The following is a 26338-nucleotide window of genomic DNA, read 5'->3' on the forward strand; positions in this document are numbered from 1 at the left end:
CTTCTTGCCAGCTTCCATAAACTCTTTGTTCCAGGCGTAGAACTGGGACTGGGCGATGCTGTGCTTTCTGCACAATTCTGCCACAGAGGTCTCGGCTCTAAGACCCTCCATAACGATCAAAATCTTCTGTTCGGCGGTAAAGATCCTGCGCGTATTCTTACGAATGTCTTTTACAAATGATTCCGTGCTCTTCTTCTTTGGTGTTCCCATAATTAAATCTAACGTTTTTGATGAAAACACTCCTTAAGTTTTTAAAATATCGTGTCCACTTTTTGCTGACGATTTACACGTTTAAAATTAAATTTTATTGAGTTACAAGGGGATATGAAAATAAGTGCAAATGACTGAAATATAGGGTTTTATATCGTTATCAATTAGATGATAGTCAGTAACGATTTAGTAACCTAACCTTGCCATTTTAAGCTCAAAACCTGTCGGACACCTACTTCCAAATTTTTCCTCACGTTTTCTAAACTACTGTATATGAATGGTCTTAACCATTTTGCTTATTTTTACGTTCTTCTAATATTTTTTTACAAAAAATATAAAATATCGCTATGATGCCGCTTAATAGTAGGAAAAGGAAGTTTTTTAACGAATTTTTGATGGTGTGTAGCGCTTTTGTGATCTGGTTTTCTACCGTTTTTGTGGAAATATTGAGTTGTTCTGCTATTTCTTTATGCGTAAGCTGTTGCTCACGGCTCATAATATAAACCTCTTTGCAGCGTTCCGGCAAAGTATCTACCGTGGCGGCTATGGATTTGATGAGTTCCTTTTCTTCCAAGATATCTTGAGGAGAGAGGCCCATGTCCATGGCCATCCTTTCCGAAAGGTTTTCATAAACCTGTGGCCTAGCTTGTCCGTTTTTTATGCTATGGAAAACCTGATAGCGGACCATGGCCTGTAGGTAGGCTTTTATGGATCCCCGGATGGACAGGGTTTCTCTACGTTGCCATATATGCATAAAGGTGTCCTGGATAATGTCTTCCGCCAAAACCCTGTCTTTTAAGATGCCGTAAGCCTGACGGAAAAGAAGGTCGTAATAACGCAAATATAAGCGCTCCAAAGCTTTTTCATCTCCACCTTGAAGCGCTTTTAACGTTATGTTTTCTTCTTGTTCTCCAAATGCCACTTGCATATCAATATAGTGTCTTTAAAGGTAGATCGCGGACAAAGATATATAAGAAAAAGCAATGTCTACTATTTTGGTATTCTTTTTTTGTTGGCTAAATGGCTTTGATATTTATCTGCTGCACCGTTATAAAACACATTGCCTCTTAAAGTAATTGTAAATTTACAATTAAGTGTGGAAGAATCAAATACTTTGTCAAAAGGCTCCATAAATCTGGGTTTATTATGGCTGTTTGATGGTGATATCACTTTGCTTTTGCAAGCGTAGAATAAGAGACACAAGAATAAATTTACATAAACGAGATTTATGATTAATTTAGTCGATCTGTATACATAAACTAAACAATGACGCATTTTGCAAGGCTCAGCGAACAGCTAAAGGGCGAACTATATTACGACAACTCATCTGAACATAAAACCATTAAACTGGCCTATTCTACAGATGCCTCGGTTTATCAGGAAATGCCCTTGGCGGTAGCTACCCCGGCCGATGTGGAAGACCTGCAAAAGCTGATCGCATATTCCGCCACGTATGGGCACACCCTGATCCCGCGTACGGCGGGCACTTCGCTGGCTGGTCAAGTGGTGGGAAAGGGCATCGTGGTGGACCTGTCGCTCCATTTCAGGGACATCATCGAGCTGAATGTTGAAGAACGTTGGGTGCGGGTGCAGCCCGGGGTCATCCGCGATGACCTCAACGCATTCTTAAAACCATATGGCCTCATGTTCGGCCCCGAGACCTCCACGGCTAGTAGGGCCATGATAGGAGGGATGATAGGAAACAACTCCAGTGGCCTGCATTCCATTGTCTGGGGCGATACGCGAAGCCACCTTCTTTCGGCCAAGGTGCTTCTCAATGATGGTACTGCGACCGAATTTCGAAAACTGGACGGATCAGCGCTTTTTGATAAATTGAAACAGGAGGGGAGGGAAGGCGATATCTACAGGCAGGTATTGGAACTGCTCCATGATGAAGGGAATAAGCAGACCATTGCCAATGGGTATCCCAAACGTTCCATCACCCGTCGCAATACGGGCTATGCGCTGGATATACTGGGAGACCAGGCACAAGCTTTCAATTTTTGCAAACTGCTGGCCGGTTCTGAGGGTACGCTGTGTATGGTCACCGAGGCCAAGCTGAACCTGTTGCCGCTCCCCCCAAAAGAAATAGGACTTTTGTGCGTCCATTGCCACGACCTCATTGAATCCTTGCATGCAAACGTGGTGGCTTTGAGCCACCGGCCGGAGGCTTCCGAATTAGTGGATAAATATATCCTCGACTTTACCAAAGGGCACCCTACCTATCAATACAACCGTTTTTTCATCGAGGGCGATCCAGCGGCCTTGTTGATGGTGGAGTTTCGTGGCGAAAGCTTGGAAGAGATGGAAAAGAAAGCCGAAGCGCTGAAATTGGATCTCCAAACAAGACGGCTGGGCTATGCCTATCCCTTGATTACCGGGGGGCCAAAGACGAATTTGGTATGGGACGTGCGCAAGGCTGGCTTGGGGCTCATTCGCAATCTGCCAGGCGATACGCAACCTGTCAACCTGATAGAGGATTGTGCCGTATCGCCCGAAGACTTGCCGGCGTATATTGAGGAGCTTCGGCAGCTGCTGGACAGACATGGCCTCAATGCTTCCTATTATGCCCATGCCGCTGCGGGCGAATTGCACGTGGAACCGCTCATCAACCTCAAGTCTGCCGAAGGCCGCAAGGCATTTCGATCCGTACTGGCGGAAACGTCCGTGCTGGTGAAGAAATACAATGGTTCGCTCAGTGGTGAGCATGGCGATGGTCGACTGCGTGGCGAGTTTATTCCGGCTGTCTTGGGAGAAGGGGTATACGAGCTATTGAAGAAAACGAAAAACATATTTGACCCCATAGGCGTGTTTAATGCAAACAAGATTGTGGACACGCCGCCGATGGATCAGTCCTTGCGCTACGAAAAGGAAACAAGTAGCATCAGGATAGATACAGTGTTTGATTTTAAAGGTCAGGAGAGCATCCTCCGCCTGGCCGAGAAATGTTCGGGTTCGGGCGATTGCAGGCGTTCGCATATCTCGGGAGGTACCATGTGCCCTTCCTACATGGCCACGCGTGAGGAAAAAGATACTACGAGGGCCCGTGCCAATATGCTACGCAATTTCCTGACCAACTCTACCAAGGTCAATCGCTTTGACCATGAGGAAATCAAGGATGTGATGGATCTTTGCCTCAGCTGTAAGGGCTGCAAGACGGAATGCCCATCCGGAGTGGACATAGCCAAAATGAAAGCGGAGTTTCTGCAGCATTACTACGATGCCAATGGCACGCCATTTAGGGCTAAGCTGATAGCCAATTTCACCAAGATGCAGCAGTTGGCCAGCTGGGTTCCCTCGCTTTACAATTTCACCGTCAATAACAAGGTGCTGTCCACGCTCATCAAAAAAACGGTGGGCTTTGCAGTAGATCGCTCATTGCCCGAAGTGGGGAAGACTACCCTGCACAAATGGCTTGCCCGGCAAAAGCCCTCGGGCGATACCAGCAAGGGGCAGGTGTGCCTTTTCTGCGATGAGTTTACCAATTACAATGATGTGGGCATTGGGCAGACTGCCGTTCGGCTGCTTAACGCCTTGGGTTATGAGGTGCTTTTGGCACCCTTTGCCGAAAGTGGGCGTACCTACCTGTCCAAAGGCCTGGTAAGGGAAGCCAAGGTTATTGTCAACAAAAATATCGAGACATTTGCCCAACTTGTCTCGGCAGATGTGCCCTTGATAGGTATTGAGCCTTCTGCCATACTTACCTTTCGGGATGAATATGTGGAGCTGGCGAGGCCGGAACTGGTGGATAAGGCGCGCCAACTGGCAAAAAACAGTCTTTTGATAGAGGAGTTTCTATGGCGTGAAATGGAGTTGGACCATATAGACCAATCCATGTTCAGCCAGGATGAAAAGCACATCAAGCTGCACGGGCATTGCTATCAGAAAGCATTTCATACGGTAGGTGCTACGGAAAAAATATTGAGTTTCCCCAAAAATTATAAAGTAGAGACTATCCCATCGGGCTGTTGTGGTATGGCCGGTTCCTTTGGTTATGAGGAAGAGCATTATGAGATATCCATGAAAGTGGCCGAACTGGTGCTACTACCCGCTGTGAGGGCTACTTCAGATGATACACTTATTGCGGCACCTGGCACCAGTTGCCGGCACCAGATAAAGGATGGTGCGCATCGAAAGGCCTTACATCCGGTAGAGATACTGTGGGATGCGTTGGCGATCAGGCAAAGATTAGTACAAGAAGCCAAACAGCCATAGCGGGATCCTGTGTTGAAAACCGTATTCTATGTCGTCTGCCGCAACGTAACTTTGGGGGATTTTCTGGATTTGCCGGGTATCTTTGCCTTTCCCGCCTATTTCAAAGGTGTATTTTTCGTCTATCAGGAAATCCCCTTTTTCCGGATAGGTCAAAAGGTGCTGATAGCTAAGCTGATTGGCAAAAAATGTTTCCCGTAGGTTGCCCATGTCCGGAGCGTTCAGGACATAGGCTAGATTGGTGTTGTCTACGTAGATCTTATTGGGTTTTTGCAAGCGGCTGATACCCTTGGCCTCCTTGAAGAGATTCTGTGTAAGCCCTATTTCTTCCAGGAAATGCAGGTATTGCAACAGGGTGTTGCGATTGATGCCGATCCGTTCGCTTAGTTTGCTCACATTGGCAACGAAAGGTGCAGACTCTGCAATGGTGAGTAGCAGTAATTTTATTTTAGGCACATAGGCTATGTCTACCTGTCGCAGCAAGGGCAATTCTATTTCCAGCATCATGTTGATGATTTCCTCCAATCTGCTTTCGTAAAGATCTAGCTCTTCTTGGTAAAAAGGATAATAGCCGTGCCTTAGGTATTGCGGAAAATATTGTAATGGCTTCACGCTTTTCAGCACCTCTTGACTGATGGCTAGGTGATTTTTTAGTATTTCCTCCAACGGGAAGACACTCAGTTGAATACGTTGGTCTATGGCCAAAAACTCCCTGAAAGAGAGGCCCTGCATATGGTATACAACTGCACGTCTGCTAAGGTCTGCTCGCGCATTCAATATTTCCAGCAAGGAAGAGCCCGTAAATACCACCTGCAGTTTGGGGTGGTCGTCATAGATGTTTTTCAGCTCCTGCGACCAGTTGGGGTATTTGTGTACCTCGTCTAGGAATAGGTGTTTACCGCCGCGTTTCACAAACATATCGGCGAGGTCTACTAGTTTGTTCTGGCTGAACCATATGTTGTCCAAGCTGACGTATAGTGTGTTTTCAATTTCATGCGCTAGCTTTAACTTGATGTATTGAAGCATCAAAGTGGTTTTTCCCACCCCTCTTGGTCCTTTTATCCCGATCAATCTGGCTTTCCAATTGATGCGATCAAGTAAGTTGCGCACAAAGGAAACATCTGTATGCTGGACCTTTTGGAGGTATTTTTCCGTTATTTTTTCCATTTGCTTATTGTAATAAGCAAATATAGTTATTTTTTGCTTATTGTAATAAGCGATTATGGTACTTGATGCCAACCAGGCACGATAGAATAAGCTCAAAGCTTATTCTATCGTGCCTACCACTTCATATCCTTTTCCATTTGGCGTATTGACTTTTTGGTACAATACGTTATTGTATTCATAGTAGACAATACCATTAATTTCCACTTTTTCGTAGTCGGCAGGCAGTGCCTCCACGATCATGCCTACTTCGGGTGATATAACCTGGTAGCCGTTGTTGTAGCTGCCATAGAAAATCCCATCGTAGTAATAATAGTTGCGGTTCCCGAAAAGGATATTGATGTAGCCCAGTGGCAAGGCATTGATCTGTAATCCTACTGCAGGTGCTACCGGTATATATTTGCCGCCGGAGTTGGTATAGTAGCGGCCGTTATAGACACGGTAAGTCGTGTTTTTATAGGACACTTGATTGCTCTGCGTGGGCAAATTGCGTACGGCCGTCACTTTGGAAGTACTTTTCTTATAAGTTACCTGTTCGCGGGACACTTTTCCCGGCGTGTTGGGACTTTTTTGATTTCCTCCTGTGTTGTTAGTTTGCTGTTTGCCAGCTGGCTGACTGCTTCCTCTTTGTTGTGCCTGTAGATGGCCCAAGAGAGCCAACAGCAAAAAGGAGAGGATAAGGACGTTTCTATAGCTCGTTTTCATGTCTTAGCTTATTAATGATTTACTTTTTTTATTTTTTACTACCGCTTGGCGTATTTGTGCGTTCACTTTCCTTGAGGTAGGTGACGTATTTTTCGTTGCCCAGCAATTTTTTGATCTTGGTCTCTTTCTTAGCTTCTAATTCGGCAATTTTCTGTTTGCCTTTGGTGCTGGATTCACCGTACTTTTGTTTGGCGGCATTCACTTGACTATCGTGCTCCGTCAATATTTTTTGGTATGACGTGCTTTGTTTTGCGCTTAGATCCAATTTAGTGGCCAAATCAGTCATTTGGGTTTTTGTAGGTGTTTGAGATGTTGTCTTTACTTTCTCCTGTGCCAGGGCATTCCCCGCGCTCCATATTAAAGCTATCGCTATGATGCCTTTCAATAATCGACTTTTCATTTTTACTCTTCTTTTAACTTGTCATTTAATGAAGCTAAGGTATAGGGAATAGAAATATTATGAAATGGTGCTTGTGTTAATTTTGGTTAAAATTAATTATTGTAAATTATTATTAAATAATGTTAATTAATGTAAATTGATGGGTTTCTGAGTTGCCGCGGCATTATTGATGTTGAAAGAATGAAATAAGGGTGGTTAGAAGCCATAATTTTAAACATTTTAATAAATTTGTGCTTATCTATGAAAAGAGCGAGTGCACATGTTTTTTGATAATCCCGTTGATGAACTAAAATTTAAGATCATGCGCCAGTTGGTGCCCCAACTGGATAATAGCATGACAGAGACTTCCATGCCCTATTTCGACATAGAATCTGGCATCAGGTACCAGGTAGATCTCCGTCAGGACAATGAAACAGGATGGCAGATCGAGAGGGTGGTCAAATTGTCCTAGCTATCTTTTTCGTTTTCCTTTGGTGCTGGACGATAAAGTATATGATCAGTAAACTGCAAAAGACCGACGGTAGAAATTGACTGTAAGGTTTGTACTGGGGGAAAACCGTGCCGGAGAAAGCCAATAGCGAACTGTCGGAGGATTATAGGGTGTCTTATCTATTTATCTCCTACGTATACAAAATGATCATAGTAGATGGTCAGCCAAATCTGCGCTTAAAGCTATATATGACCAAAGAGGTGACCAGAAAAATCAGGGAAACCACCGTGATATAGCCAAAAGGCACCACAAATATCATGGAAAGGAAAAAGTAGGCCAATAACTTGATATAAGCGTCTGTTTCATTGTCACTGAGTATGGCAAAGTGATATACCAAAAGGGAGGCACACAGGAGGAAGATGACGAGCAGGCTTGCCTGCACCACATCGTATCGTATATATAGCCAAGTGATCTCGGGCAATAGGATGATGGTTATCCTGCCTGGGATAAGGAGCCAACGTTTGACAGATCCAAACGGTAAATTGCGCATAAAGGCTAGTTCGTATTGCTCAAATCGGTATTGACCAAATAGAACCATGCTATTGGCTAATGCCAGCAAAACCATCACCAATGTAGCCATGCGGATATTGTCCTGCACATCGCTGAATGCATGGAACATGCCCACAACCAAGAAATAGGAGAGTACCTTGCTGGTAAGAAAAGCTATTTTTTGTTGATCTACGAGATGCCTGATGCCAAGAAAAAGATGACTGTTATCCATCTTTTGCAGCAAAATGATCTCAAAATGCCTATTGCCGCTATTTCGTTGGTTGGTAAATGACCTGTCCACATATTTTACCGTAGAGAAAAAAGCCAAGGTAGATGCGAATACTATGCACAAGGGCTGGGCTATATAGCCATATGCCACGGCCGTAATCATACAGAGCAGGATATATCCTCCCAAGGGAAGGGAGATGTAAAGCAGCACGTACGACCAAAGGGCTATTCGTGTTCTGCTAGACAGGCAATAGGCACTGTAGTACAGGAAAGCGGAATTCTTTTCTCGCATCTTTTTCTTGATAAAGGTCACCGCTTTGAGCAGGTACAGTCCCCAAAATACCAGTAGGCCTATGGCCGCCCACCAATTGCTGCATAGCATTACAGATAGGGAGATGTGCAGTGGAAGCAATTGGCTTGGATCTACCAATCCGAACAATAGTAACGCAGCAAACAGAAACATGCCAACATGGGCCTGATAGAAAGGAAGCACAAAAATCTTTTTGAAGACCGTTTTGCTGCACATAGTTAGGCTATTTGATGGAGTTCCCCTTGCCGTATCTCCCATTTGTGCATAGGATTGTTCAGTACCAGATCGAGCACTTGGTGGGAGGAAATGATAAAGTCCACTCCCATGGCTGCGTTTGCTTGGATGAGCATTTTCAAGGTTTCCTGTGCTTCCACATCCAGTGTGACGAGCGGCTCATCTAGCAATACGAGTTGCGGATGACCTAAAAAAGCCAATATCAACGACAGTTTCTTGGCCATGCCGGAGGAATAGGTGCCTACGGGCTCCTGAAGGTAATGCTGTGCACCAAATTGTTCGATAAGCGTTTCTGCCTGTCCATTCGGTGCTTTTTTGGCTTCAGCAAAAAAGCGGATGAGTTCCATACCTTTCAGAAAAGCGGGGAACAGGGGCTCTGCCTCACCAAAATTGACCAAAAGGCGATAGGCAATCGGTTTTTTTTCCATGTCGATACCGTTCCATGCGATTTGCCCTTTATAGTCTATTATGCCGGCCACGCAGCGCAATAGTGTCGTTTTGCCGGCACCATTGGTTCCCATCAGCCATGAAACACCTTTACTAAAGGTGAGGTCGTCCAATGAAAGGATAATATGGCCTTTATAACCCTTTTCAAATCCTTTGAAACTAAGCATATCACCTTAGACCCGGTAGCCTGTCATTTGTTACGGCAGGGAAATGGACATGCTACTTGTGATAATTGTTATAATCACCAAAACAAACAATGCTTCAAACAACGTTCTTTTTTTGTTATTATATTGGTAAATTAGTCGCTCTAAACTTCATTTTTTCCGGTATGCGACACAAACTCACCTACGTCCTTTTCTTTTTGATAGTGGCTTGCTTTTCCTTCCATAGTGTCTATGCACAGGAAGAGTTGGCTTCCTATATCAAGCAGCACTATACCAAGATAGAACGCCAGATTCCCATGCGCGATGGGGTCAAGTTGTTTACATCCATATACATTCCCAAGGATGAGAGCAAAAAGTATCCTTTTCTCATCAATCGCACACCTTACACCGTTGCACCCTATGGCGAGGAATTTAAGACGAGTTTGGGCCCAGATAGTCTATTTGCCAAGGAAGGATACATTTTCGTTTACCAAGACGTACGGGGCAGGTGGATGAGCGAGGGCAGCTTTGAGGATATCAGGCCGCATATTGCCAATAAGAAATCAAAAACTGCTATTGACGAAAGCTCGGACACTTACGATACCATTGATTGGCTTCTGAAAAATATTCCCAACAACAATGGCAAGGCCGGTATATACGGGATATCCTATCCGGGTTTTTACTCCACGGCATCCCTGCCAGGAGCACATCCGGCGCTGCAAGCCGTATCACCACAGGCACCCGTGACCGATTGGTTCCGTGGTGATGATTTTCATCATAATGGCGCCTTCATGCTTGTAGATGCCTTCAGTTTCTATAGTAGCTTTGGTGTGCCACGTCCCAAGCCGATTACGCCCGACAAGGCTACTCGGGTACAGACCGATATCAGGGACAATTATCAGTTCTTCCTCGATCTGGGACCGCTCAAAAATGTCAAGAAAAACTACTTTGGCGATAGTATCCGTTTCTGGAATCAGGTGACCAGCCATCCCGACCTGGATACCTTTTGGCGCGCTAGGGAAATCGTTCACCATCTTAAAGGCGTGAAACCTGCCGTGATGGTTGTGGGCGGCAATTTCGATGCCGAAGACCAGTTTGGTACCTACCATACCTTTAAGGTGCTCGATAGCCTGAGCCCCAAGGCGGACAACTATTTTGTTGTGGGGCCGTGGTTTCATGGCGGATGGGTGCGTAGCGATGGCAGCTCTTTTGGCGATATTGTCTTTAACGAACCCACTAGTGACTACTACCAGCGCAATCTGGAGCTGCCTTTCTTCAATCATTACCTCAAAGGCAAGGGGAGTTTCGATGCGGCAAAAGTGAGTATATTCGTCACGGGATCCAACAAATGGCAGCATTTGGATACCTGGCCGCCCAAAGAAGCCACGAGTAGCAGGTTGTATTTACAGGAAGGCGGTAAACTGAGTTTTAATGCACCCACAGCTGCCGAAAGTTACGACGAGTACATAAGCGATCCCAATAACCCTGTACCTTACCAGCGAGGTACCAATTCCCGACGCAGCCGCGAGTATATGATAGACGATCAGCGCTTTGCCTCACGCCGGCCGGATGTGATGGTCTATACCACCGACGTGCTACAGGAAGATATCACTTTGGCGGGTCCGCTATTGGCCCATCTGAAGGTGTCTACCACCGGTACGGACGCAGACTATGTGGTAAAGTTGATTGATGTGTATCCGGCAGATAGCCCCGATCCCGACCCAAACCCCCAGAACATCGTGATGTCGGGCTATCAGATGCTGCTACGTGGCGAGGTGATGAGAGGCAAATACAGAAATAGCTTCGAGAAACCCGAGCCTTTTGTGCCGGGACAGCTCACGGAGGTGAATTATGCCTTGCCCGATGTAGCACATACCTTTAAGAAGGGACATAAGATCATGATCCAGGTTCAGAATTCCTGGTTCCCGCTGGTGGATCGCAATCCGCAGCAATTCATGGATATTTTTCAAGCCGATGAGGGCGATTTCAAGAAAGCTACACAACGCATCTACCACGATGCAGCGCATCCTTCTTGTCTGGAAATAAAGGTATTGGCCAACTAGAAAAAATGATATGGGAGCAGAGAGGATCTTGATGTTTTGCTGGTATTGCTGTTTGTCCTTAGCGGTGTTCACGGGGTTTTCCCAAGAGACAAAGGAACTGTACGTTGCCGTGCCGGGAGGCAAGGTCTATTGCAAGATTATCGGCCTCGAACGCTCGGGTATACCACTGCTGTTGCTACACGGAGGCCCAGGAAGCGGTAGTCGGCGACTGGAAGAGGCATTTTCCCAACACTTGGTCGATAGGCCCATCATCGTCTACGACCAGTTGGGTTGTGGCCTGTCAGATAGACCGCAAGATACGGCCTTGTGGACAGTGGATCGCTTTGTGGAAGAGCTGGATTTGGTGATTGCGGCTTTGGGATACCCTAAGATACATCTTTTGGGGCATTCTTGGGGTGGTACGCTAGCAGCACAATATATGATCGACAAGCCTTCCTCTGCCGTGGTCAAGCTCGTGCTTTCCAGTCCTTTGATAGATACGCGCCTTTGGGAGCAAGATGCCCAGCGTTACATAGCGGCAATGCCTTTAGAACAGCAGGAGGCCTTGCAATGGGAGCACGATACGTTGGAAATGAGGAAAAAGGCATATAAGGATGCGGTAGCGGCATATTATGTGTTACATGTGAATAGAAATCCCACTATAGATGCGGGTAACAAAGGGAATAATGCACGTTCACAAGCCTATTCCAATAGCGACATTTATACCTATATGTGGGGGACCAACGAGTTTTCTCCTTCCGGAACGCTTAAGGACTACAGCTGTTTGGATAGATTGGAAGAGATCAAGGTGCCTACGCTATATATTTGTGGCGAGCATGACGAAGCTGCCCCCGGATCGATGCGCATTTTTCATGAAAAAACACCACGGAGCAAATTAGTTATCGTTTCCGATGCGTCACACTCTACCTATCGCGAGCAGCCAGCGTTTTATTTTGCCAACTTGCGGGAGTTTCTTAAAGACTAACACCATCGCCTTTCCTTTGCTTCCAAAACAATAGATACGCTATAGCCATAAAGGCAATGGCGGCGCAGGCCACGAAGATAGATGGGATTAATGCTAACTTGTCCATGTACCACCAGCCGGATAGCAAGGCACCCAGGCCTATGCCGGCTTCCATGCAGATATACATGGTGGCCATGGCCTTTCCCCTATGGGCCGACGATCCCAGCTCGATGGTCCAGGCATTGAGTGCCGGGGATAAAATGCCCGTGCCAATACCATATAGCACAGCACCGGTAAACAGGCCCGTGAGGTTGCTTTGCAAGGCAATGATGAGCAGTGACAAGCATAGTATGACCAAGCCCGCCAAGATGACGTAGATGCGGCCATAGCGATCCGAAACCTTGCCAGCCACGAAACGGACAAGTAGAGAAGAAAGCGTAAAGACCATGAAGAACATCCCCTTGTTGACCACACCAAGATGCTGCGACCAATCGGGGATCAAGGTAAGGATCGCTCCATAAGCCATGTAGGATAGTAAGGTGACGATAGCTGCCGGAAGTACCAGTACATCTATCACGTCATGTCTTGATATTTTTAGCAGAGATGGTCTGAATGCTTGCTTGTTTACCAAAGTCTCCTTCATGTTAAGCAATATCATGATAGATAGCAGGGCAAATGCAGAAGAGCAATAGAAAAGCACGTCAATGGAATACCGGTCGCTGATGAAGCTTCCTACCGCTGGGCCTGCAGCCATGCCGATGCTGAAGAAAAGTCCGTGAATGCCCAGCGCTTCCCCCCATCTATCGCTAGGTACCAGATCGGCTACGTAAGCCGCCGTGGCCGTGGGTTTGAAACCAGTGGAAAAGCCATGCAGCAAGCGCAGCAACAGAAAGCCGGCCACGCTACTGAGTATGGGATATAGAAAGCCGCACACAAAACATACCAGCGAACCAATGGCCATCACGGGCACACGGCCAATGGTATCCGTCAGCTTGCCGCTGAAAGGCCTGGATATGCCTGCGGTGAGCGTGAAGAGCGCGATGATAAGCCCCTTATATTCCGCACCGCCTATACTGGTCAGGTAGGCCGGTAGGTCGGGAATGAGCATATTGAAACTGGCAGAGAACAGAAAGGAGCTAAGGCAGAGCAGGGCAAAGGGAATATTATATATCGCATCTTTTTGTTTTTCCATCATGTTGTTCTCGCAAGGAAGCTGCAAACTTAGATAAATTGCTTTTATATCCTATTTAATTGCATTGCATATAAAAGCAATTTATCGGTCTCTCCTCTGCCATTGAGAACTTTTTTATAGAGGAAATATAGATAAACGGCAAGGTAATTGAGCTTTATACCGTGTTACCGATAAATTAGGGAGCTATGAAAAGGAACAGAAAGAAAATGTGGATCGTATTTGCCTGTTTCGTGGCAGCATCCATGCTGTTGCGCATGGCCTTTGCCACGGTTTACAACAATGTCAGCGTATGGCTCATCTGTGTGGGTGTTCTCTTTGCCATAGCGGCCATCGTCTCCTTTGCCCTATACTTTAAGGAGTGAGAAGTGCTGTTTGTTGTCTAAGTTGGCGTAAGATTACCCAAATTTGGGTATTGCTAGCCCTACGTCATACCTCTACCTTTGTTAATGTCTACTAATCGTGTGCTTAGACATGGTTTATACAATAGTTGCCTTTGCCATACAACTCATCCCCTACATCCCACAATACCAACTAGCTTTCATAGCTCTTGGTATATGGGATTTAATATCTGTAGTTTTAATAACTAGATTATATGCCGAGATTGAAGTCGTAGGCGACTTTTAATTTAGAAGACTAACTATTTAGTCTAAATTGCCTATTTCATATCCCTCTCGCTCCCATCTTTTCAGGAAAAAATTTAATTGTCGCATGAACCGATCAAAATTCTTGTTTTCCGGACTGCTCCAGCCCACTTCGGCATAGGCTGCAATCCGTGGAAAAACCTGTTTGTACATAGATTGGGACGTAGGGATCCATTCGCCCCACATCTGGCAGCCCAACCCGAGTATCTTGGCGTGATATTCATCTTCCAATCCATCAGGAATAGGATTGAACTCGTAAGCCTTCCTCAAAGGAATGTGCTTGTAGTCATAGTCCAGATAGGTATATTCATGATATGAGTTGACCACATCGTATCCCTTGCTGACCGCATCTTTTACCATATCCAAGTCTCCCTTCCAGAACTGTATGATGGTTTCTGAAGCCAATTGACCGGTCGCCAGTTTCTGATCGCTATAATCGTGCAATTTTGCCCCCGTAATATCGTTCCATCCCATCATGCGTTTTCCCTGTTCTGCAAGAAATGTAGAAATACCGTTCGTAAAATAAATCTGCAGATCGGCAGAAGAGTTTAGCTGGCGTTCTTTCATGTACTGCTGCACTTTTTGTGACTCTTCCCATTGTTTAAATTTTACTTCATCTCCGCCGATGTGTATTACGTTGCTAGGGAAAAGGGCTATCACTTCCTTTAACACCTGATGTAAAAACTGGATTACCTTTGGATCGGTTACGTCGTATACGTCGTACTTTACGCCAAAGCTTGTCGGTACGGTTATGGCTTCCTTGGTCACCCCCAGCCAGGGATAAGCTGCTATGGCTGCGCTAGAGTGACCGGGCATTTCTATTTCGGGTACGATCTGGATGTGTCGTGCTGTGGCATAGGCAATTATTTCCTTGATATCGGCCTTGCTGTAATAGCCCTGATGCTCTTTACCATCATACTTGTCGCTTTTCCATCCACCTATTTCCGTGGAGTCGCGTTTGCCGCCTATACGGGTAAGTTCTGGATATTCATCTATGGCTATGCGCCATCCTTGATCTTCTGTCAGATGCCAGTGAAAGATATTCATTTTTAACAAAGCCATCTCGTCCAGCATTTTCTTAACCACCTCTTTCCCCTTGAAATACCGTCCTTCATCCAGCATGAAACTCCGCCAAGCAAACTTAGGCTTGTCCATGATCCGCGAATAGGGGAGCTGCAATTGGTCGCCTCTTTTATTGATAAGCTGTTTTATCGACTGGATACCGTAAAAGATCCCGGTAGCACTTGCCGCATCAATTTGCACTCCTTGCGCATTTATCGTTAGTTCATAACCTTCTTTGCCCAAGCGATCGTTTAAGGATTCTTGTATGAGTAGTTTAATGTTTGCTTTCTTTTGATCAGACGGCTTCGTCTTTATCTGGAAGATAGATGCCAGATAATTGCTTAAGTCGGTAACTTCATCATTGAGACTTGTGGAGGCAGCCACGTTTATAACCTTTGGCAGGTTGTAATTTTGATTTTGGATGCTTATGTCGTAAGGTTGGGGGATAACCTTCTGGGCATATGTATAAGTCGCAAGTCCAATGATCAGAAAAGTAATCGCAATAGGATTTTTCATGTGGATATAATTAGTCTAGGCAATATTACACATCGAGCACCAGATAGCCAAGCGCTGTCACAACGCAATCGTTTGCCTAATTTTCGATTCATTAAACAAAGACGCTTTTTGTGCTGATCTCAATATGTTGTATTCCATTTCTTATCTTCCCTGTTGTCGATGAAATAATTGGTCATGCGAAACTCAATTATCTCGGATAATTAAAGGTCGTGCTGCTAAGACTGCTAGGTATAAAATACACCTTTTCGCGTATTGTTAATGCTTAGGAGCCTCGATAGATTTGAGACAAGTAATTTGAGCACTATAAATTGGTATATAGCCTATTATAGTTCATTTAAAACCTATAAAAAATAAATTATGAAAAAGCTAATTGAAATTTTAATGCTGGCGCTGGTGTTTTCTTTCGTCGCCAGTTGTAAGAAAGGCGAGCAAGGAGAACCTGGCCCCCCAGGTAGCAAGATATTGAGCGGTACGGTGGAGCCTACAGCCAGTACGGGGAATATCGGCGATTATTACTTGCTTACGTCAAATAGTAATCTCTACGGACCCAAGACCGAAGCTGGATGGGGAGAACCTCTCAACTTGAAAGGAACCACAGGGGCTACTGGATCTCCTGGGACAAATGGGGCACCAGGGGCAGCCGGCAATACCATTTTGAGTGGTACTACCGCTCCCGCCAGTACTTTGGGTAGGAATGGGGATTTTTATATAAATTTGAGCAATAGCTCGCTATATGGGCCTAAAACCAGTTCAGGTTGGGGTACCCCGATATCCTTAAAAGGACAAAAGGGCGATGATGGTAATGCAAATGTGAGTACAAAGATATTCCTGCCGGCAAATATTACATGGCGACAAACCACGCTATTTGGCACCAACTACGTGACGGCTTCACTGAATATGTCGGAAATAACATCCGATATTGTAAATAATGGTGCGGTGATGGTATATGGAGGTTTTTTTTGGGGCGATCCATGGTCGGCATTGCCCATTTCATATTTTGAGAACAGCAGAACTGTCCATTTTGCCTTTGGGGTGAAACAAGGCTCCGTTACCTTGAGGATGCACTATTCCAGTAATGCAGCCCCGACCGCTCCCGGCATTCAGTTTAAAGTTGTCGTAATTAAAGGTAATGCTGTGACGAGCGCTAAAAATCAAGGTGTTGACCTGAATAATTATAATGAAGTGGTTTCGTTTTTTAATCTTTCAGATCGTTGATCACTTTAATGGTATGGGAATGGGGTTTGCTTTAGAGCAGGCGTATGCGTGAATCACCCTTTTTCAACCCCATTACAGGAGGCTAAAAAGCGAAAGAGGTTCAGCTTTTGGGGATACTGAACCTCGTTTCTTATAATCAACCTAAACCTACCTTCTTATAGCAATTGCCGTGCCAAAATTATTAAATAAGGGCGCCTGTTTGGCTTTGTTTTCAAAGTTTTTTTAATTATGTCGGCCTTGTTTCCTTTGGGACACCTTATTCCTTCTCTGGTTATTTATGGGCGAATAACCTTCTTTAAGGCCTTGAATATCGAATGAAAAAGATTCGGCATGTTTTCTGCTCATACTCTTTCCGTATGAGAACAATGGTCTTTGGAGATATACACGGTGCTTATCGGGCACTGGAGCAGTTGTTGGAAGAGGTGAAACCAACTGCAGGGGATAAACTAGTATTCTTGGGTGATTATGTAGATGGCTGGCCACAGAGCGCACAGGTGATAGAGCTGTTGTTGCAACTCTCCCAGCAGTTTGAATGTGTATTTCTAATGGGTAATCACGATTTATGGTGTCGAGATTGGTTGAACAGCAAACAGGCCTCGCCAGCCTGGCTGCAGAACAAAGGTGATACGACTATAGCTAGTTATGGCCAATACAATCAGGAAACACTAGACAGGCATGTACATTTCTTTAATCAGTTGAAAGACTATTATGTGGATGGCAGCAATCGTTTGTATATCCATGCTGGATTTACATCCATGGATGGACCCGAACATGAAGCGAGCCACGATACCTGTTTTAATGACCGAACATTGATAGAACTTGTGGTGTGCATGAATGAGGACTTATCTTCCGAACACCCCTTTTATCCAAAACGCTTGAAACTGTTTCGTGAAATATATATCGGTCATACGCCTACCTTGCGCTATGGCATTACTGAACCTTTACATAAAGCCAATTTATGGGATATGGATACCGGTGTTTCCAAGGGTGGAAAATTATCGGCCATGGACGTAGACTCAAAGCAGATATGGCAAAGTCAGCGTGTAGAAGAGTTATATGCTAGTCAATCATAGGTATCACCTTGTTTTTTTTAAACTCATCAAAAATAGCATAGAACATTTGTTCCGTGTCCACGAATTCATGGAAGCCCAGTCGCCTTGCTTTGGAACCATCTGCCAAAAAATCATAATCCCAAGAAAATACGAAATCGCCGAATAACCAGGAAGAGACCTCTCGATAGCTATATTGTAGTCCGTATTTTGCCATCATAGATTCCCAAAGTGTTTCTTTGCTGCTCATTACCTCCGCAAGGGGCAGCGGTAGGGGATCTGCATTTTCCAGATGAAAGTACTTCCCGATTTTGGGCCATAGTTCGCTCCAGCGAAACAGGTCGCCATTGTTGATGTTGAAAACCTGATTGGCACATCGCGTCTCCGTTGCTGCCCATACCGTAGCTTTTGCCAACAGCGCGGCATCTGTCATCTCCATTAGGTGATGATACGCACGCCCTGATTTGCCAGGAAATCGGAAGGGAAGGTTCAGCTCTCGGCAGATGGAGGCATATACGGCAATGACCATGGCCAGGTTCATTGGATTACCTAAGGCATAACCGCTGACGACCGATGGCCGTATGGCAGACCAGGTCCAGTTTTTTCCCTGCTGCTTTTGACTCATGTACATTTGCTGCTCTGTCATGAATTCCGGAGGCATAATGGGCGGGTCGTCTTCCCTTGCAGGAGTTTTGAAGGGCCCCAAATGGGCACCGTATACTTTGTAGCCCTGCATAAAGCTGATATGCTGTAACATAGGTGATGCCTTTTCTATCGTTTCGACCACATTTTGCAACATAGTCATATTGGGTGCCACCAGTTCCGCCCAAGTGGGCCTATCCTGATAGGCCGTGTAAAACACGTGGGTCACGGTGTTTAGACCAGCAAGTTTGTTCAAGGTATCGCCTTTATCCAGTAGATCTACGGATAGAGACAAGACACCTTCCATTTCATCGGATTTTTTTCTAGATAATCCAATGATGTTCCAACAGTCGAGCGTTTGCAGGTAGCGAATTAGATTGCTGCCAATGACTCCCTTTGCACCGACTACCAGGGCCGTGTATTTTTCCATTGTTTTTTTGGCTTTAATCGGTCGCAGGTAGCAACCTGGTTTTATAAATTTGGACAGGCTCTTGCAGTTTACCCTCAGAAGCAACAAAATCTTGAATATAATCCCGTGCATTGTGGGTGGAGAGGCCTGTATCATCGGCCCAGATCTCGTAAAATACGAAAAGGTTTTCATCCTCAATTCCCTGATGAAGGTCATAGCGGAGATTTGCCTCTTCTTTTCGTGTTTGAACGACCATGTTTTCCAGCATGGCTTTTATATCTTGCCGATATTCGGATTTGCTTTTCAGCGTGGCAATTAGATAAATAGGCATACGTGATAAATTTATTCGGTGATTTCCTTTTCCTGAAATATGTGCTTTAAGTGTTCCAGGTACCTGTTTTTATAATCCGTTATTTGTTCTTCCGTCACGTTTTTTTCCAAATCGTGAAAGTGGATACTGGGCAAAGGCTCCATACCTGTAAAGGCATTCATACGGTGAAAGCCAAATAGGGGTCCGTCGTCTACGGATGTCTGATGAAAGAACTCGCCAGGAAGCGTGAAAGCTGTTTCCGGTGCATTCCAGGTAGTCGATAGCATGTACTTTCTGCCATGTAGCATGCCCCCGGTGCCGTAATTGATGGCTGGGTTATCGGTTTTGCGTCCGTCACTTCTGTAGATTCCCTTACGGTGTCCGGCAGTAAATACCAAATCGATGTATTCTTTCAGTTTGTACGGTAGCCCAAACCACCAAACCGGTGTATGATAGGCGACTACGTCTGCCCATACAAATTTTTGTACCTCCTGATCCAGGTCATAAGGTTCGTTAATGTCAGTCACCTCTAGTTCAAAACCATTTTCTTTGGTGTAGAATGAAATATCCAGTTCGGTAAGCGTTTTGTTAAACTTGCCGCCCGAATGGGCGAAATGTTGACCACCGTTGATTACAAATATTTTTTTCATTTTAAGTTCTGTTATTTTGATAGCACAAATTTCCATTATACTTTTGTATTATTAAAATAACTTAAGTTATATGTTTGTATCATTAAAATAATATTTAGATATGCAACTCAATCTCGAGTGGTTTCGTACTTTCAAGGCGATATATGAGACCGGAACATTGTCTGCTGCCGCTCAGGAGCTTTTCATCTCCCAGCCCGGCGTAAGCTTACATTTGAATTCTTTGGAAGCTTATACGGGCTACAAACTGTTTGACCGTTCGAGTAGACGAATGGTGCCTACGGAAAAGGGAAAAGTACTGTACAATGTGATATTGGATCCCATCAAAAAACTGGAAGATGCAGAACAGCATTTTCACAAGAGTTCAAAAACGGATAGGCCAACCATTAGCTTGGGGATGTGTTTTGAAACTTTTCAATATACTTTGGAAGAACATATAGCACAGTTGCCCTTTAACCTGATTATTAAATTTGGTGAATATCCACAGATGCAACAAGATCTGGACAATGGGCTGTTGGATTTGATTGTCTCTCCCAATAAGGGCCAACAGAAGAACTTGATCTATAAACCCTTTTCCAAGGAAAAACTCATACTGATAGCCGGAAGCGATACGGATTTGGGATTGCTGCAGGGATTTTTGGATGGTAGCGATACCGTCAGTGCAAAAGCGTGGCTGAAACAACAGATTTGGTACAGTACGGCCGCAGATATGGAGCACCTAAAGAATTTTTGGCTGAAGAATTTTGGAGAACATCCCGATTTTAAACCCAATTTCATCGTCCCAAATATCTGTTCCATTATCCGGTGTTTGAGCGGGGGTACAGGGTTTTCCATCGTGCCCGATTTCTTGTGCAGAGAGGCCATAGAGTCGGGCGATATCATGGTCGTGTGGGAGGGACATACACCATTGGAAAATACACTCTATATAGGTACAAGGAAGAAGACCATTTACCAAAAGGAAATCGATCAGTTGGAAAGGATTTTTGTCGACAAATGGCAGAAGGTGGCACCGATAGACACCGTCCTGCACAATAGAGCCTAAAAAACTGTAATATTATTGACACAAATTGACGATTTGGCCTATAAAGCCTACTTTAGAGGTGTCAATCTAATAAGACAGTTTTTATGTATCACAAATTATTTATTGCAATTACTTTATTCTTGGTGCAGGGCATAGCGGCCTTTGCACAAAAATTGCCGCCCATTGATTCTGCGGTAGTGACCAAGCATACGACGACCATTAACGGACAGCGCGTGAGCTATGATGCCAAAACGGGTATGCAGCCTGTGTGGGACGAACAGGGAAAAGCCACGGCAACTGTACATTATACCTATTACGAGCGTAATGATATACAGGACAAAGCCAGTAGGCCACTGTTTATTTCGTTCAATGGTGGTCCGGGCACAGGAGCGCTATGGATGGAAATAGGCTATACAGGGCCACGAATCCTAACGGTAGACGACGAGGGGTACCCCGTTCAGCCATATGGGCAGATGCGGGACAATCCCTATTCGATCTTGGACGTAGCAGACATCGTGTATATCGACCCCGTAAATACAGGATATTCGCGCATCGTGGAGAAAGATGCGGATAAGAAACAGTTTTTCGGGGTAAACGCCGATATCAAGTATTTGGCGGCATGGATCAACACCTTTGTCACTAGGCACAACAGGTGGCCATCTCCCAAATACATCATTGGCGAAAGCTATGGTACAACACGGGCTTCGGGCTTGGCTTTGGAACTTCAAAATGCGCAATGGATGTATGTAAACGGTGTCATCCTTGTATCTCCCACAGAGTTGGGCTTGAAACGGGAGGGGCCTGCCGAACAGGCGCTTAGGTTGCCCTATTATGCGGCTACCGCTTGGTTTCATAAGGCACTATCGCCAGACTTGCAGCAACGCGATTTGGAAGAGCTACTACCCGAAATTGAAAAATTTACTCTCGACAAGCTGTTGCCTGCCATAGCCAAAGGAGGTTCTTTACCTGCCAATGAGCGACTGGATATCGCCAAGCAATTTGCTAAGTATTCTGGATTGAATGAGAAGGTGGTGTTACAGAATAATCTCGATGTAAGTACGAATCTCTTTTGGAAAGAGCTTTTGAGAGATCGTGGTTTCACAATTGGTCGCTTGGATTCGAGGTATTTGGGCATTGATAAAAAGGATGGCGGTGAGCGACCTGATTATAACGCCGAACTGATGTCATGGGAACACTCCTTTACTCCTGCCATCAATAACTATATGCGCAATGAGTTGAATTTCAAGACGGATGTTAAGTACAACGTTTTTGGCTCGGTTTACCCATGGGATCGTTCCAATGACAATACAGGGCAAAACCTGCAACGTGCCATGGCGCAAAATCCTTACCTGCATGTACTGACGCAATCTGGTTATTACGACGGGGCTTGCGATTATTTCAATGCCAAGTTCAACATGTGGCAAATGGATCCAGGAGGTAAGTTTCAAGACAGGATGCACTTCAAAGGGTATCGCTCAGGACACATGATCTATATGAGACAGGAAGATCTGAAAGCGGCGAACGATGATTTGAGAGCATTTATCAAAACAACCACGGTATCAAAAGATACGCCGGCCAAATATTAAGAAAAATCCATCCACAAATAAATACAAACGCCCGGAAGTCGAAATGATTTTCGGGTTTTTTTGTGCTTGTTGCTTTGACTTACCGGAATACGTTTTGCTTTAGTGGGATCTTATATGAAATGTCGTATAAATGACGTACCATAAATAAACTGAATGCCTGAATAATTAGTTAGTTTTGCTCGAAACACATAAGAAAATCGATATGGATACAAGCATCGGACAACGGATTAAGGCAATGAGGATAAAAAAGGGCTTATCGCAAGAAGAACTGGCAAATATGTCTAAACTTAGCTTGCGTACTATTCAGCGTGTAGAAAATGGAAAAACAGAGCCTAGAGGATTTACCTTAAAGAGACTATCAGAAGTATTGGAGATACCGATGGATAGGTTAATGGCAACTGTGCTTCATGAGGACAGAGGAATGCTGGTGATACTGAACCTTTCTCCCATGGCATTTTTGATATTCCCTCTGCTAGGTATTTTAGCGCCTTTTGTTTTTTGGACACTATATAGGCATAAGATAAATGGTGTAGATGAACAGGGCAAATCTATCCTCAACTTTCAATTGACGTTAAATATAGTGGCGCTTATCATACTTCTAAATTTGGCGACGGGGTGGCCATATCCAATCTTAAGGCTACTTCCTTTTAATAAAGGCATCATAGGTAATGCGGAGTTTATGCTATTATTTTTGTTCTTGTTTTACTATGTGTTCAATTTGGCTACGATTGGGTGGAATGTATTTAGGATATTCAAAGATAAAGCTATTGTTTATAGACCAGCTATACCATTGATAAAGTAATTATCTTTATTGACAGGCTAAAGACAAGGCAATGCTTCGAAAAATAAATTCCCTAATAAAAGAAATTGAACGAACTCTATATACAGGTATAGGAAAACCCGAGTCCCTGAAACATCAGCTTTCAGGTTGGTGGTCAAGGCGCATCAATTTAGAACACCGTCTAGTGTATCTGATAGAAAAAGATGCCGTGGTTATCCTGCAGTGTAGGTATCATTATTGAAAGCCACCTTATCACCACTACTGCGTCTTATACCTTAAAGCCTTTTACCTTCCTGCTTTGGTCTTTCTTCTCTTCTTCTCCCTTGTAATCAATGCCAGTTCCCTGCTAGTTTGTCCGGCAACAGAAGTGTTCTCCTGAGCTCTACGAAATAGGTAAGGCATTACGGCCTTCACAGGTCCATAGGGCATGTACTTTGCCACGTTATAACCAGATTCGGAAAGATTGAAGCTCAAATTATCGCTCATGCCCAACAATTGCGCAAAGTAAACCCGACTGTCGTTTCTTGCTATACCCCTTTGGTCTATTTCCATTGCGAGAAGTCGGCAACTGTCTTCATTATGGGTGCCGGCCATAAAGCCGATGCGATCTAGGTTGTCTAAGCAAAAACGTATGCCCTCGTTATAATCTCTATCGGAAGATGACTTGTTGGGCTGGATGGGAGAGGGGTAACCGTACTCCGCAGCACGTTCTCTCTCAATTTCCATATATGCTCCTCTTACGAGCTTGGCTCCTAGAAAAAAGCCACTCTCCTTGGCCAAGTATAGGTCGGTTTTTAGAGCGGCCAAAATATCGTGCCTATACAATTGATAGGTATTGTAAATCAGTGGCTTCTCGCGGTTGTATTTCATCATCATATCGCGGGCCATATCATCAATTACATCCTGAATCCAGGAGTGTTCGCCATCTACCAAAACGGCAACATGATGCTGATGCGCAAAATGGCAGATTTTATCTACACGAGCCTTCACCCGTTCAAATTCTTCTACTTCAGAGGGGGACAATTGTTGCTTGGCATTCACCTTTTCAAGCAGCTCGAATCGGCCTAAGCCCGTTACCTTGAATACCGAGAAAGGAATATGTGGATTTGTTGCCGCCTTCTGTATAGTCTCTATAGTTTCTTCGCAAACATGATCAAAAGCAGATTCGGTTTCTTCCCCTTCTACGGAGTAATCCAATATGGTGCCGACATGCTGAGCGGCCAATTGTGCTATAGTATGGTCGCAACCCTCAATGGTCTCTCCACCACAGAAATGTTCGAAAATGGTCTTCTTGATAATTCCAGTAATGGGCAGCCCAATGTTAAGCGCAAAGTTGGTAATGGGCGTACCTACTTTGACCAATGTATTACTCGCTATCATTTTAAAGAGCCAATAAGCCCTGTTAAGTTCGGAGTCGCTCTTGCTCCTAAACGCTATTTCTGTATTGTCAAAGCTAATGGTGCCGCTTTGGGTCGCATTAGGACGTTCTGTACTGGGTTGCATGGGTCAAACTTAGATAAAATTGCGTTTATCTGCAAGTTTGCAAAGCGGCAGATAAACGCAATTTTATCGTTCTTTTATCAGCCATTGAAAAACAAGGTTTATAGATGAAATTTAGTGATAAATAGATATTATTTCCTAGCGGAAACTACAAAAAAGAGTGTTGCTTGGAGCTTTTTATAAATGTATTTTTGGCAAATGATTAAATTTAAGTTGGACAAGGAATTTATTCACCTAATACAGTTGTTGAAAGCCGTAAACTTGGTACAAACTGGCGGCGAAGCGCAGGCCGTGGTAATGGAAGGTTTGGTGAAAGTGAACGGGGAGGTGGAATACCGTAAACGTTACAAAGTGCGGGTCGGCGATAAGATTAACTTTGATGGACAGGCTATAGAGGTGTCGTGAGCGGCCCTTTGCGTGAATACCCCTTTATTGGATAAAAAACGAATGGCCAATAGCTAACTTCCGATGGCCGATAGTTAAATAAAATGAGAACACTAAAAAGTAATACATATACCGTCTATTTTGATCAAGGGCTTACTCAGTTAGCCTCCTTCCTAAACGAAGGTGCTTATTCCAAAATATTCATCCTCACCGATGAAAATACGGGTGAACATTGTTTGCCAAAATTGAAAGACTCCTTGCCCCTTTTGGAAAACTACGATTTGATAGAAGTAGATTCTGGGGAAGAAAATAAGAACATTGATTTTTGTATCGGAATCTGGAAAATGTTATTGGATTTTGGAGCAGATCGTAATAGCTTAATGATTAATTTGGGTGGGGGAGTTATTACGGATATGGGTGGTTTTGCAGCCTCAACTTTCAAAAGGGGAATCCCGTTTATCCAAATACCTACCACCTTGCTTTCTCAGGTAGATGCTTCCGTGGGGGGGAAGACAGGCGTTGACCTAGATAGCGTTAAAAACATTATCGGTACCTTCACACAGCCAGAAGCCGTATTTATCAATCGCGATTTCTTGGATACTTTGGGGCATAGGCAACTGGTGTCGGGCTATGCAGAAGTATTGAAGCATGGGCTGATTTTTGACAGAAGTTATTTCAATAAGTTGAAGGATACGTCTGTTGAACAATTTACGGAAGACCTGCTCTTCCGTTCGGTAGAGATCAAGAATGAGGTGGTATTGATTGATCCGAAAGAAAAAGGATTGCGGAAGATACTCAACTTTGGCCATACCATTGGGCATGCCATAGAAACCCATTCGCTGGCCAACGATAAAAAACCTCTTTTGCACGGCGAAGCCATAGCCGTAGGGATGATCTGTGAAGCTTATCTTTCTCATCAACTCAATAAACTGCCGGCTGAGGATTTACGTGAAGTGATTACCACCATCAAGGGCATTTTTCCAGATTATCGTTTTCAACAAGCTATCTATGATGAGGTAATAGGATATATGAGAAATGATAAGAAAAACCTGGGCGGGCAGATTGGATTTTCGCTCTTGCAGCAAATAGGTGTCTGCGGATACGATTTCTTTGTGGATGAGGAAACTATCAAAGACAGTTTGGATTTTTATAACAGTTTGTTGGCGTAATATACCGATAGCTCCTTTCCCCCTTTGTTCGTAAATGATTGGCTCGGTCCAATTAGGGGCGCCTATTTCTTGCGAGATTCGTTTTGCGTTTAGTCTCGCTTGTTTTTGTATCTATTAATTTCTATACTTGCAATATCCAATTGTGGACTCACTATCCATGCAACCTTTTATGATAA

At 44.5% G+C, this 26338-nt stretch carries 25 protein-coding genes and 1 pseudogene; 13 read left to right on the top strand and 13 right to left on the bottom strand.

The window, feature by feature from the left end; genetic code table 11:
- Nucleotides 1–210: transposase (locus A37S_RS0113345; protein WP_028297423.1), on the bottom strand; the 210-nt coding region annotated here is incomplete at its 3' end.
- A 283-nt stretch (nt 211–493) separates the two neighbouring features.
- A complete protein-coding gene (locus tag A37S_RS0113350) occupies nt 494–1138 on the bottom strand; it encodes an RNA polymerase sigma-70 factor (RefSeq protein WP_028297424.1) in 645 nt (214 codons plus the stop codon).
- Nucleotides 1139–1476: 338 nt separating this feature from the next.
- Here A37S_RS0113350 and A37S_RS24695 point away from each other — a divergent pair, with 338 nt between their 5' ends.
- Entirely contained in the window at nt 1477–4425 is a 2949-nt protein-coding gene (locus A37S_RS24695) for an FAD-binding and (Fe-S)-binding domain-containing protein (protein ID WP_051293168.1), read from the top strand.
- On the opposite strand, the gene A37S_RS0113360 is transcribed toward A37S_RS24695, so the two are convergent.
- From A37S_RS0113360 to A37S_RS0113370, 3 genes are all read right to left on the bottom strand, one after another.
- Nucleotides 4399–5589 (bottom strand): ATP-binding protein, encoded by a 1191-nt coding sequence (locus tag A37S_RS0113360; protein ID WP_028297425.1) that lies wholly within the window; start codon nt 5587–5589, stop codon nt 4399–4401. The two genes, A37S_RS24695 and A37S_RS0113360, sit on opposite strands and share 27 nt — an antisense overlap.
- Nucleotides 5590–5688: 99 nt before the next feature.
- Nucleotides 5689–6291, bottom strand: a complete 603-nt coding sequence (locus tag A37S_RS0113365; protein ID WP_028297426.1) for a DUF6515 family protein — start codon at nt 6289–6291, stop codon at nt 5689–5691.
- A 28-nt stretch (nt 6292–6319) separates the two neighbouring features.
- Entirely contained in the window at nt 6320–6691 is a 372-nt protein-coding gene (locus A37S_RS0113370; RefSeq protein ID WP_028297427.1) for a hypothetical protein, read from the bottom strand.
- Nucleotides 6692–6950: 259 nt separating this feature from the next.
- Between A37S_RS0113370 and A37S_RS0113375 the strand changes: the two genes are divergently transcribed.
- Nucleotides 6951–7142 carry a hypothetical protein gene (locus tag A37S_RS0113375; RefSeq protein ID WP_028297428.1) on the top strand — a complete coding sequence of 64 codons (192 nt, stop codon included), beginning with the start codon at nt 6951–6953 and terminating at the stop codon, nt 7140–7142.
- 199 nt (nt 7143–7341) lie between these two features.
- Here the strand turns inward: A37S_RS0113375 and A37S_RS0113380 are convergent, their stop codons facing one another.
- A complete protein-coding gene (locus tag A37S_RS0113380; protein WP_028297429.1) occupies nt 7342–8424 on the bottom strand; it encodes a hypothetical protein in 1083 nt (360 codons plus the stop codon).
- A 2-nt stretch (nt 8425–8426) separates the two neighbouring features.
- Nucleotides 8427–9056, bottom strand: coding sequence for an ABC transporter ATP-binding protein (locus A37S_RS0113385; protein ID WP_028297430.1), 630 nt, complete (start codon nt 9054–9056; stop codon nt 8427–8429).
- A gap of 161 nt (nt 9057–9217) precedes the next feature.
- Between A37S_RS0113385 and A37S_RS0113390 the strand changes: the two genes are divergently transcribed.
- Together A37S_RS0113390 and A37S_RS0113395 are read left to right on the top strand one after the other, a co-directional pair.
- Nucleotides 9218–11095 carry a CocE/NonD family hydrolase gene (locus A37S_RS0113390; RefSeq protein ID WP_028297431.1) on the top strand — a complete coding sequence of 626 codons (1878 nt, stop codon included), beginning with the start codon at nt 9218–9220 and terminating at the stop codon, nt 11093–11095.
- A 10-nt stretch (nt 11096–11105) separates the two neighbouring features.
- A complete protein-coding gene (locus A37S_RS0113395; RefSeq protein ID WP_084163901.1) occupies nt 11106–12059 on the top strand; it encodes a proline iminopeptidase-family hydrolase in 954 nt (317 codons plus the stop codon).
- Here the strand turns inward: A37S_RS0113395 and A37S_RS0113400 are convergent.
- Nucleotides 12049–13230 (bottom strand): MFS transporter, encoded by a 1182-nt coding sequence (locus A37S_RS0113400; protein ID WP_036602508.1) that lies wholly within the window; start codon nt 13228–13230, stop codon nt 12049–12051. The two genes, A37S_RS0113395 and A37S_RS0113400, sit on opposite strands and share 11 nt — an antisense overlap.
- A 185-nt stretch (nt 13231–13415) precedes the next feature.
- On the opposite strand from A37S_RS0113400, the gene A37S_RS27115 reads away from it, so the two are divergent.
- Entirely contained in the window at nt 13416–13592 is a 177-nt protein-coding gene (locus tag A37S_RS27115; RefSeq protein WP_157278651.1) for a hypothetical protein, read from the top strand.
- Between the two features lie 279 nt (nt 13593–13871).
- On the opposite strand, the gene A37S_RS0113415 is transcribed toward A37S_RS27115, so the two are convergent.
- Entirely contained in the window at nt 13872–15449 is a 1578-nt protein-coding gene (locus tag A37S_RS0113415) for a beta-N-acetylhexosaminidase (protein ID WP_028297434.1), read from the bottom strand.
- Between the two features lie 357 nt (nt 15450–15806).
- Between A37S_RS0113415 and A37S_RS26310 the strand changes: the two genes are divergently transcribed.
- Complete coding sequence (locus tag A37S_RS26310; protein WP_051293170.1) at nt 15807–16664, top strand: collagen-like domain-containing protein; 858 nt, start codon at nt 15807–15809, stop codon at nt 16662–16664.
- Between the two features lie 314 nt (nt 16665–16978).
- Nucleotides 16979–17737 (top strand): metallophosphoesterase family protein, encoded by a 759-nt coding sequence (locus A37S_RS0113430; RefSeq protein ID WP_211229796.1) that lies wholly within the window; start codon nt 16979–16981, stop codon nt 17735–17737.
- Here A37S_RS0113430 and A37S_RS0113435 read toward each other — a convergent pair.
- Genes A37S_RS0113435 through A37S_RS0113445 form a run of 3 tightly spaced genes read right to left on the bottom strand, consistent with a single transcriptional unit; the run spans nt 17724 to nt 19724 of the window.
- Nucleotides 17724–18785 (bottom strand): SDR family oxidoreductase, encoded by a 1062-nt coding sequence (locus A37S_RS0113435; RefSeq protein ID WP_084163902.1) that lies wholly within the window; start codon nt 18783–18785, stop codon nt 17724–17726. The genes A37S_RS0113430 and A37S_RS0113435 overlap by 14 nt on opposite strands.
- A 13-nt stretch (nt 18786–18798) precedes the next feature.
- Nucleotides 18799–19095, bottom strand: a complete 297-nt coding sequence (locus A37S_RS0113440) for a putative quinol monooxygenase (protein ID WP_028297437.1) — start codon at nt 19093–19095, stop codon at nt 18799–18801.
- An 11-nt stretch (nt 19096–19106) separates the two neighbouring features.
- On the bottom strand, nt 19107–19724 hold the full coding sequence (locus A37S_RS0113445; protein ID WP_028297438.1) for an NAD(P)H-dependent oxidoreductase: 618 nt from the start codon (nt 19722–19724) through the stop codon (nt 19107–19109).
- Between the two features lie 100 nt (nt 19725–19824).
- On the opposite strand from A37S_RS0113445, the gene A37S_RS0113450 reads away from it, so the two are divergent.
- The 4 genes and pseudogenes from A37S_RS0113450 to A37S_RS26720 form a co-directional block, all read left to right on the top strand.
- The gene (locus tag A37S_RS0113450; RefSeq protein WP_028297439.1) at nt 19825–20763 is read left to right on the top strand and encodes a LysR family transcriptional regulator; all 939 of its coding nucleotides are present in this window, start codon (nt 19825–19827) and stop codon (nt 20761–20763) included.
- 83 nt (nt 20764–20846) lie between these two features.
- Nucleotides 20847–22328: a S10 family peptidase gene (locus A37S_RS0113455; RefSeq protein ID WP_028297440.1), complete on the top strand. Its 1482-nt coding sequence runs from the start codon at nt 20847–20849 to the stop codon at nt 22326–22328.
- Nucleotides 22329–22530: 202 nt separating this feature from the next.
- Nucleotides 22531–23130: a helix-turn-helix domain-containing protein gene (locus A37S_RS24705; RefSeq protein WP_051293172.1), complete on the top strand. Its 600-nt coding sequence runs from the start codon at nt 22531–22533 to the stop codon at nt 23128–23130.
- Between the two features lie 25 nt (nt 23131–23155).
- Nucleotides 23156–23350 (top strand): annotated as a pseudogene (locus A37S_RS26720) (Txe/YoeB family addiction module toxin); the annotation flags it as partial.
- Between the two features lie 44 nt (nt 23351–23394).
- Here the strand turns inward: A37S_RS26720 and A37S_RS0113465 are convergent.
- The gene (locus tag A37S_RS0113465) at nt 23395–24612 is read right to left on the bottom strand and encodes a proline dehydrogenase family protein (protein ID WP_051293174.1); all 1218 of its coding nucleotides are present in this window, start codon (nt 24610–24612) and stop codon (nt 23395–23397) included.
- Nucleotides 24613–24807: 195 nt separating this feature from the next.
- Here A37S_RS0113465 and A37S_RS0113470 point away from each other — a divergent pair, with 195 nt between their 5' ends.
- Together A37S_RS0113470 and aroB are read left to right on the top strand one after the other, a co-directional pair.
- Entirely contained in the window at nt 24808–25014 is a 207-nt protein-coding gene (locus A37S_RS0113470; RefSeq protein ID WP_028297442.1) for an RNA-binding S4 domain-containing protein, read from the top strand.
- 83 nt (nt 25015–25097) lie between these two features.
- Nucleotides 25098–26162: a 3-dehydroquinate synthase gene (gene aroB / locus A37S_RS0113475; protein ID WP_028297443.1), complete on the top strand. Its 1065-nt coding sequence runs from the start codon at nt 25098–25100 to the stop codon at nt 26160–26162.
- Nucleotides 26163–26338: the final 176 nt, after the last annotated feature.

Origin of the sequence: Olivibacter sitiensis DSM 17696, assembly GCF_000427965.1 — a bacterium.
GTDB lineage: Bacteria > Bacteroidota > Bacteroidia > Sphingobacteriales > Sphingobacteriaceae > Olivibacter > Olivibacter sitiensis.

What these genes read in the sequence shown, in the direction of transcription:
- A37S_RS0113350 (WP_028297424.1), bottom strand. Translation starts at nt 1,138, where the DNA reads ATGCAAGTGGCATTTGGAGAACAAGAAGAAAACATAACGTTAAAAGCG.
- A37S_RS24695 (WP_051293168.1), top strand. Translation starts at nt 1,477, where the DNA reads ATGACGCATTTTGCAAGGCTCAGCGAACAGCTAAAGGGCGAACTATAT.
- A37S_RS0113360 (WP_028297425.1), bottom strand. Translation starts at nt 5,589, where the DNA reads ATGGAAAAAATAACGGAAAAATACCTCCAAAAGGTCCAGCATACAGAT.
- A37S_RS0113365 (WP_028297426.1), bottom strand. Translation starts at nt 6,291, where the DNA reads ATGAAAACGAGCTATAGAAACGTCCTTATCCTCTCCTTTTTGCTGTTG.
- A37S_RS0113370 (WP_028297427.1), bottom strand. Translation starts at nt 6,691, where the DNA reads ATGAAAAGTCGATTATTGAAAGGCATCATAGCGATAGCTTTAATATGG.
- A37S_RS0113375 (WP_028297428.1), top strand. Translation starts at nt 6,951, where the DNA reads ATGTTTTTTGATAATCCCGTTGATGAACTAAAATTTAAGATCATGCGC.
- A37S_RS0113380 (WP_028297429.1), bottom strand. Translation starts at nt 8,424, where the DNA reads ATGTGCAGCAAAACGGTCTTCAAAAAGATTTTTGTGCTTCCTTTCTAT.
- A37S_RS0113385 (WP_028297430.1), bottom strand. Translation starts at nt 9,056, where the DNA reads ATGCTTAGTTTCAAAGGATTTGAAAAGGGTTATAAAGGCCATATTATC.
- A37S_RS0113390 (WP_028297431.1), top strand. Translation starts at nt 9,218, where the DNA reads ATGCGACACAAACTCACCTACGTCCTTTTCTTTTTGATAGTGGCTTGC.
- A37S_RS0113395 (WP_084163901.1), top strand. Translation starts at nt 11,106, where the DNA reads ATGGGAGCAGAGAGGATCTTGATGTTTTGCTGGTATTGCTGTTTGTCC.
- A37S_RS0113400 (WP_036602508.1), bottom strand. Translation starts at nt 13,230, where the DNA reads ATGGAAAAACAAAAAGATGCGATATATAATATTCCCTTTGCCCTGCTC.
- A37S_RS27115 (WP_157278651.1), top strand. Translation starts at nt 13,416, where the DNA reads ATGAAAAGGAACAGAAAGAAAATGTGGATCGTATTTGCCTGTTTCGTG.
- A37S_RS0113415 (WP_028297434.1), bottom strand. Translation starts at nt 15,449, where the DNA reads ATGAAAAATCCTATTGCGATTACTTTTCTGATCATTGGACTTGCGACT.
- A37S_RS26310 (WP_051293170.1), top strand. Translation starts at nt 15,807, where the DNA reads ATGAAAAAGCTAATTGAAATTTTAATGCTGGCGCTGGTGTTTTCTTTC.
- A37S_RS0113430 (WP_211229796.1), top strand. Translation starts at nt 16,979, where the DNA reads ATGAAAAAGATTCGGCATGTTTTCTGCTCATACTCTTTCCGTATGAGA.
- A37S_RS0113435 (WP_084163902.1), bottom strand. Translation starts at nt 18,785, where the DNA reads ATGGAAAAATACACGGCCCTGGTAGTCGGTGCAAAGGGAGTCATTGGC.
- A37S_RS0113440 (WP_028297437.1), bottom strand. Translation starts at nt 19,095, where the DNA reads ATGCCTATTTATCTAATTGCCACGCTGAAAAGCAAATCCGAATATCGG.
- A37S_RS0113445 (WP_028297438.1), bottom strand. Translation starts at nt 19,724, where the DNA reads ATGAAAAAAATATTTGTAATCAACGGTGGTCAACATTTCGCCCATTCG.
- A37S_RS0113450 (WP_028297439.1), top strand. Translation starts at nt 19,825, where the DNA reads ATGCAACTCAATCTCGAGTGGTTTCGTACTTTCAAGGCGATATATGAG.
- A37S_RS0113455 (WP_028297440.1), top strand. Translation starts at nt 20,847, where the DNA reads ATGTATCACAAATTATTTATTGCAATTACTTTATTCTTGGTGCAGGGC.
- A37S_RS24705 (WP_051293172.1), top strand. Translation starts at nt 22,531, where the DNA reads ATGGATACAAGCATCGGACAACGGATTAAGGCAATGAGGATAAAAAAG.
- A37S_RS0113465 (WP_051293174.1), bottom strand. Translation starts at nt 24,612, where the DNA reads ATGCAACCCAGTACAGAACGTCCTAATGCGACCCAAAGCGGCACCATT.
- A37S_RS0113470 (WP_028297442.1), top strand. Translation starts at nt 24,808, where the DNA reads ATGATTAAATTTAAGTTGGACAAGGAATTTATTCACCTAATACAGTTG.
- aroB (WP_028297443.1), top strand. Translation starts at nt 25,098, where the DNA reads ATGAGAACACTAAAAAGTAATACATATACCGTCTATTTTGATCAAGGG.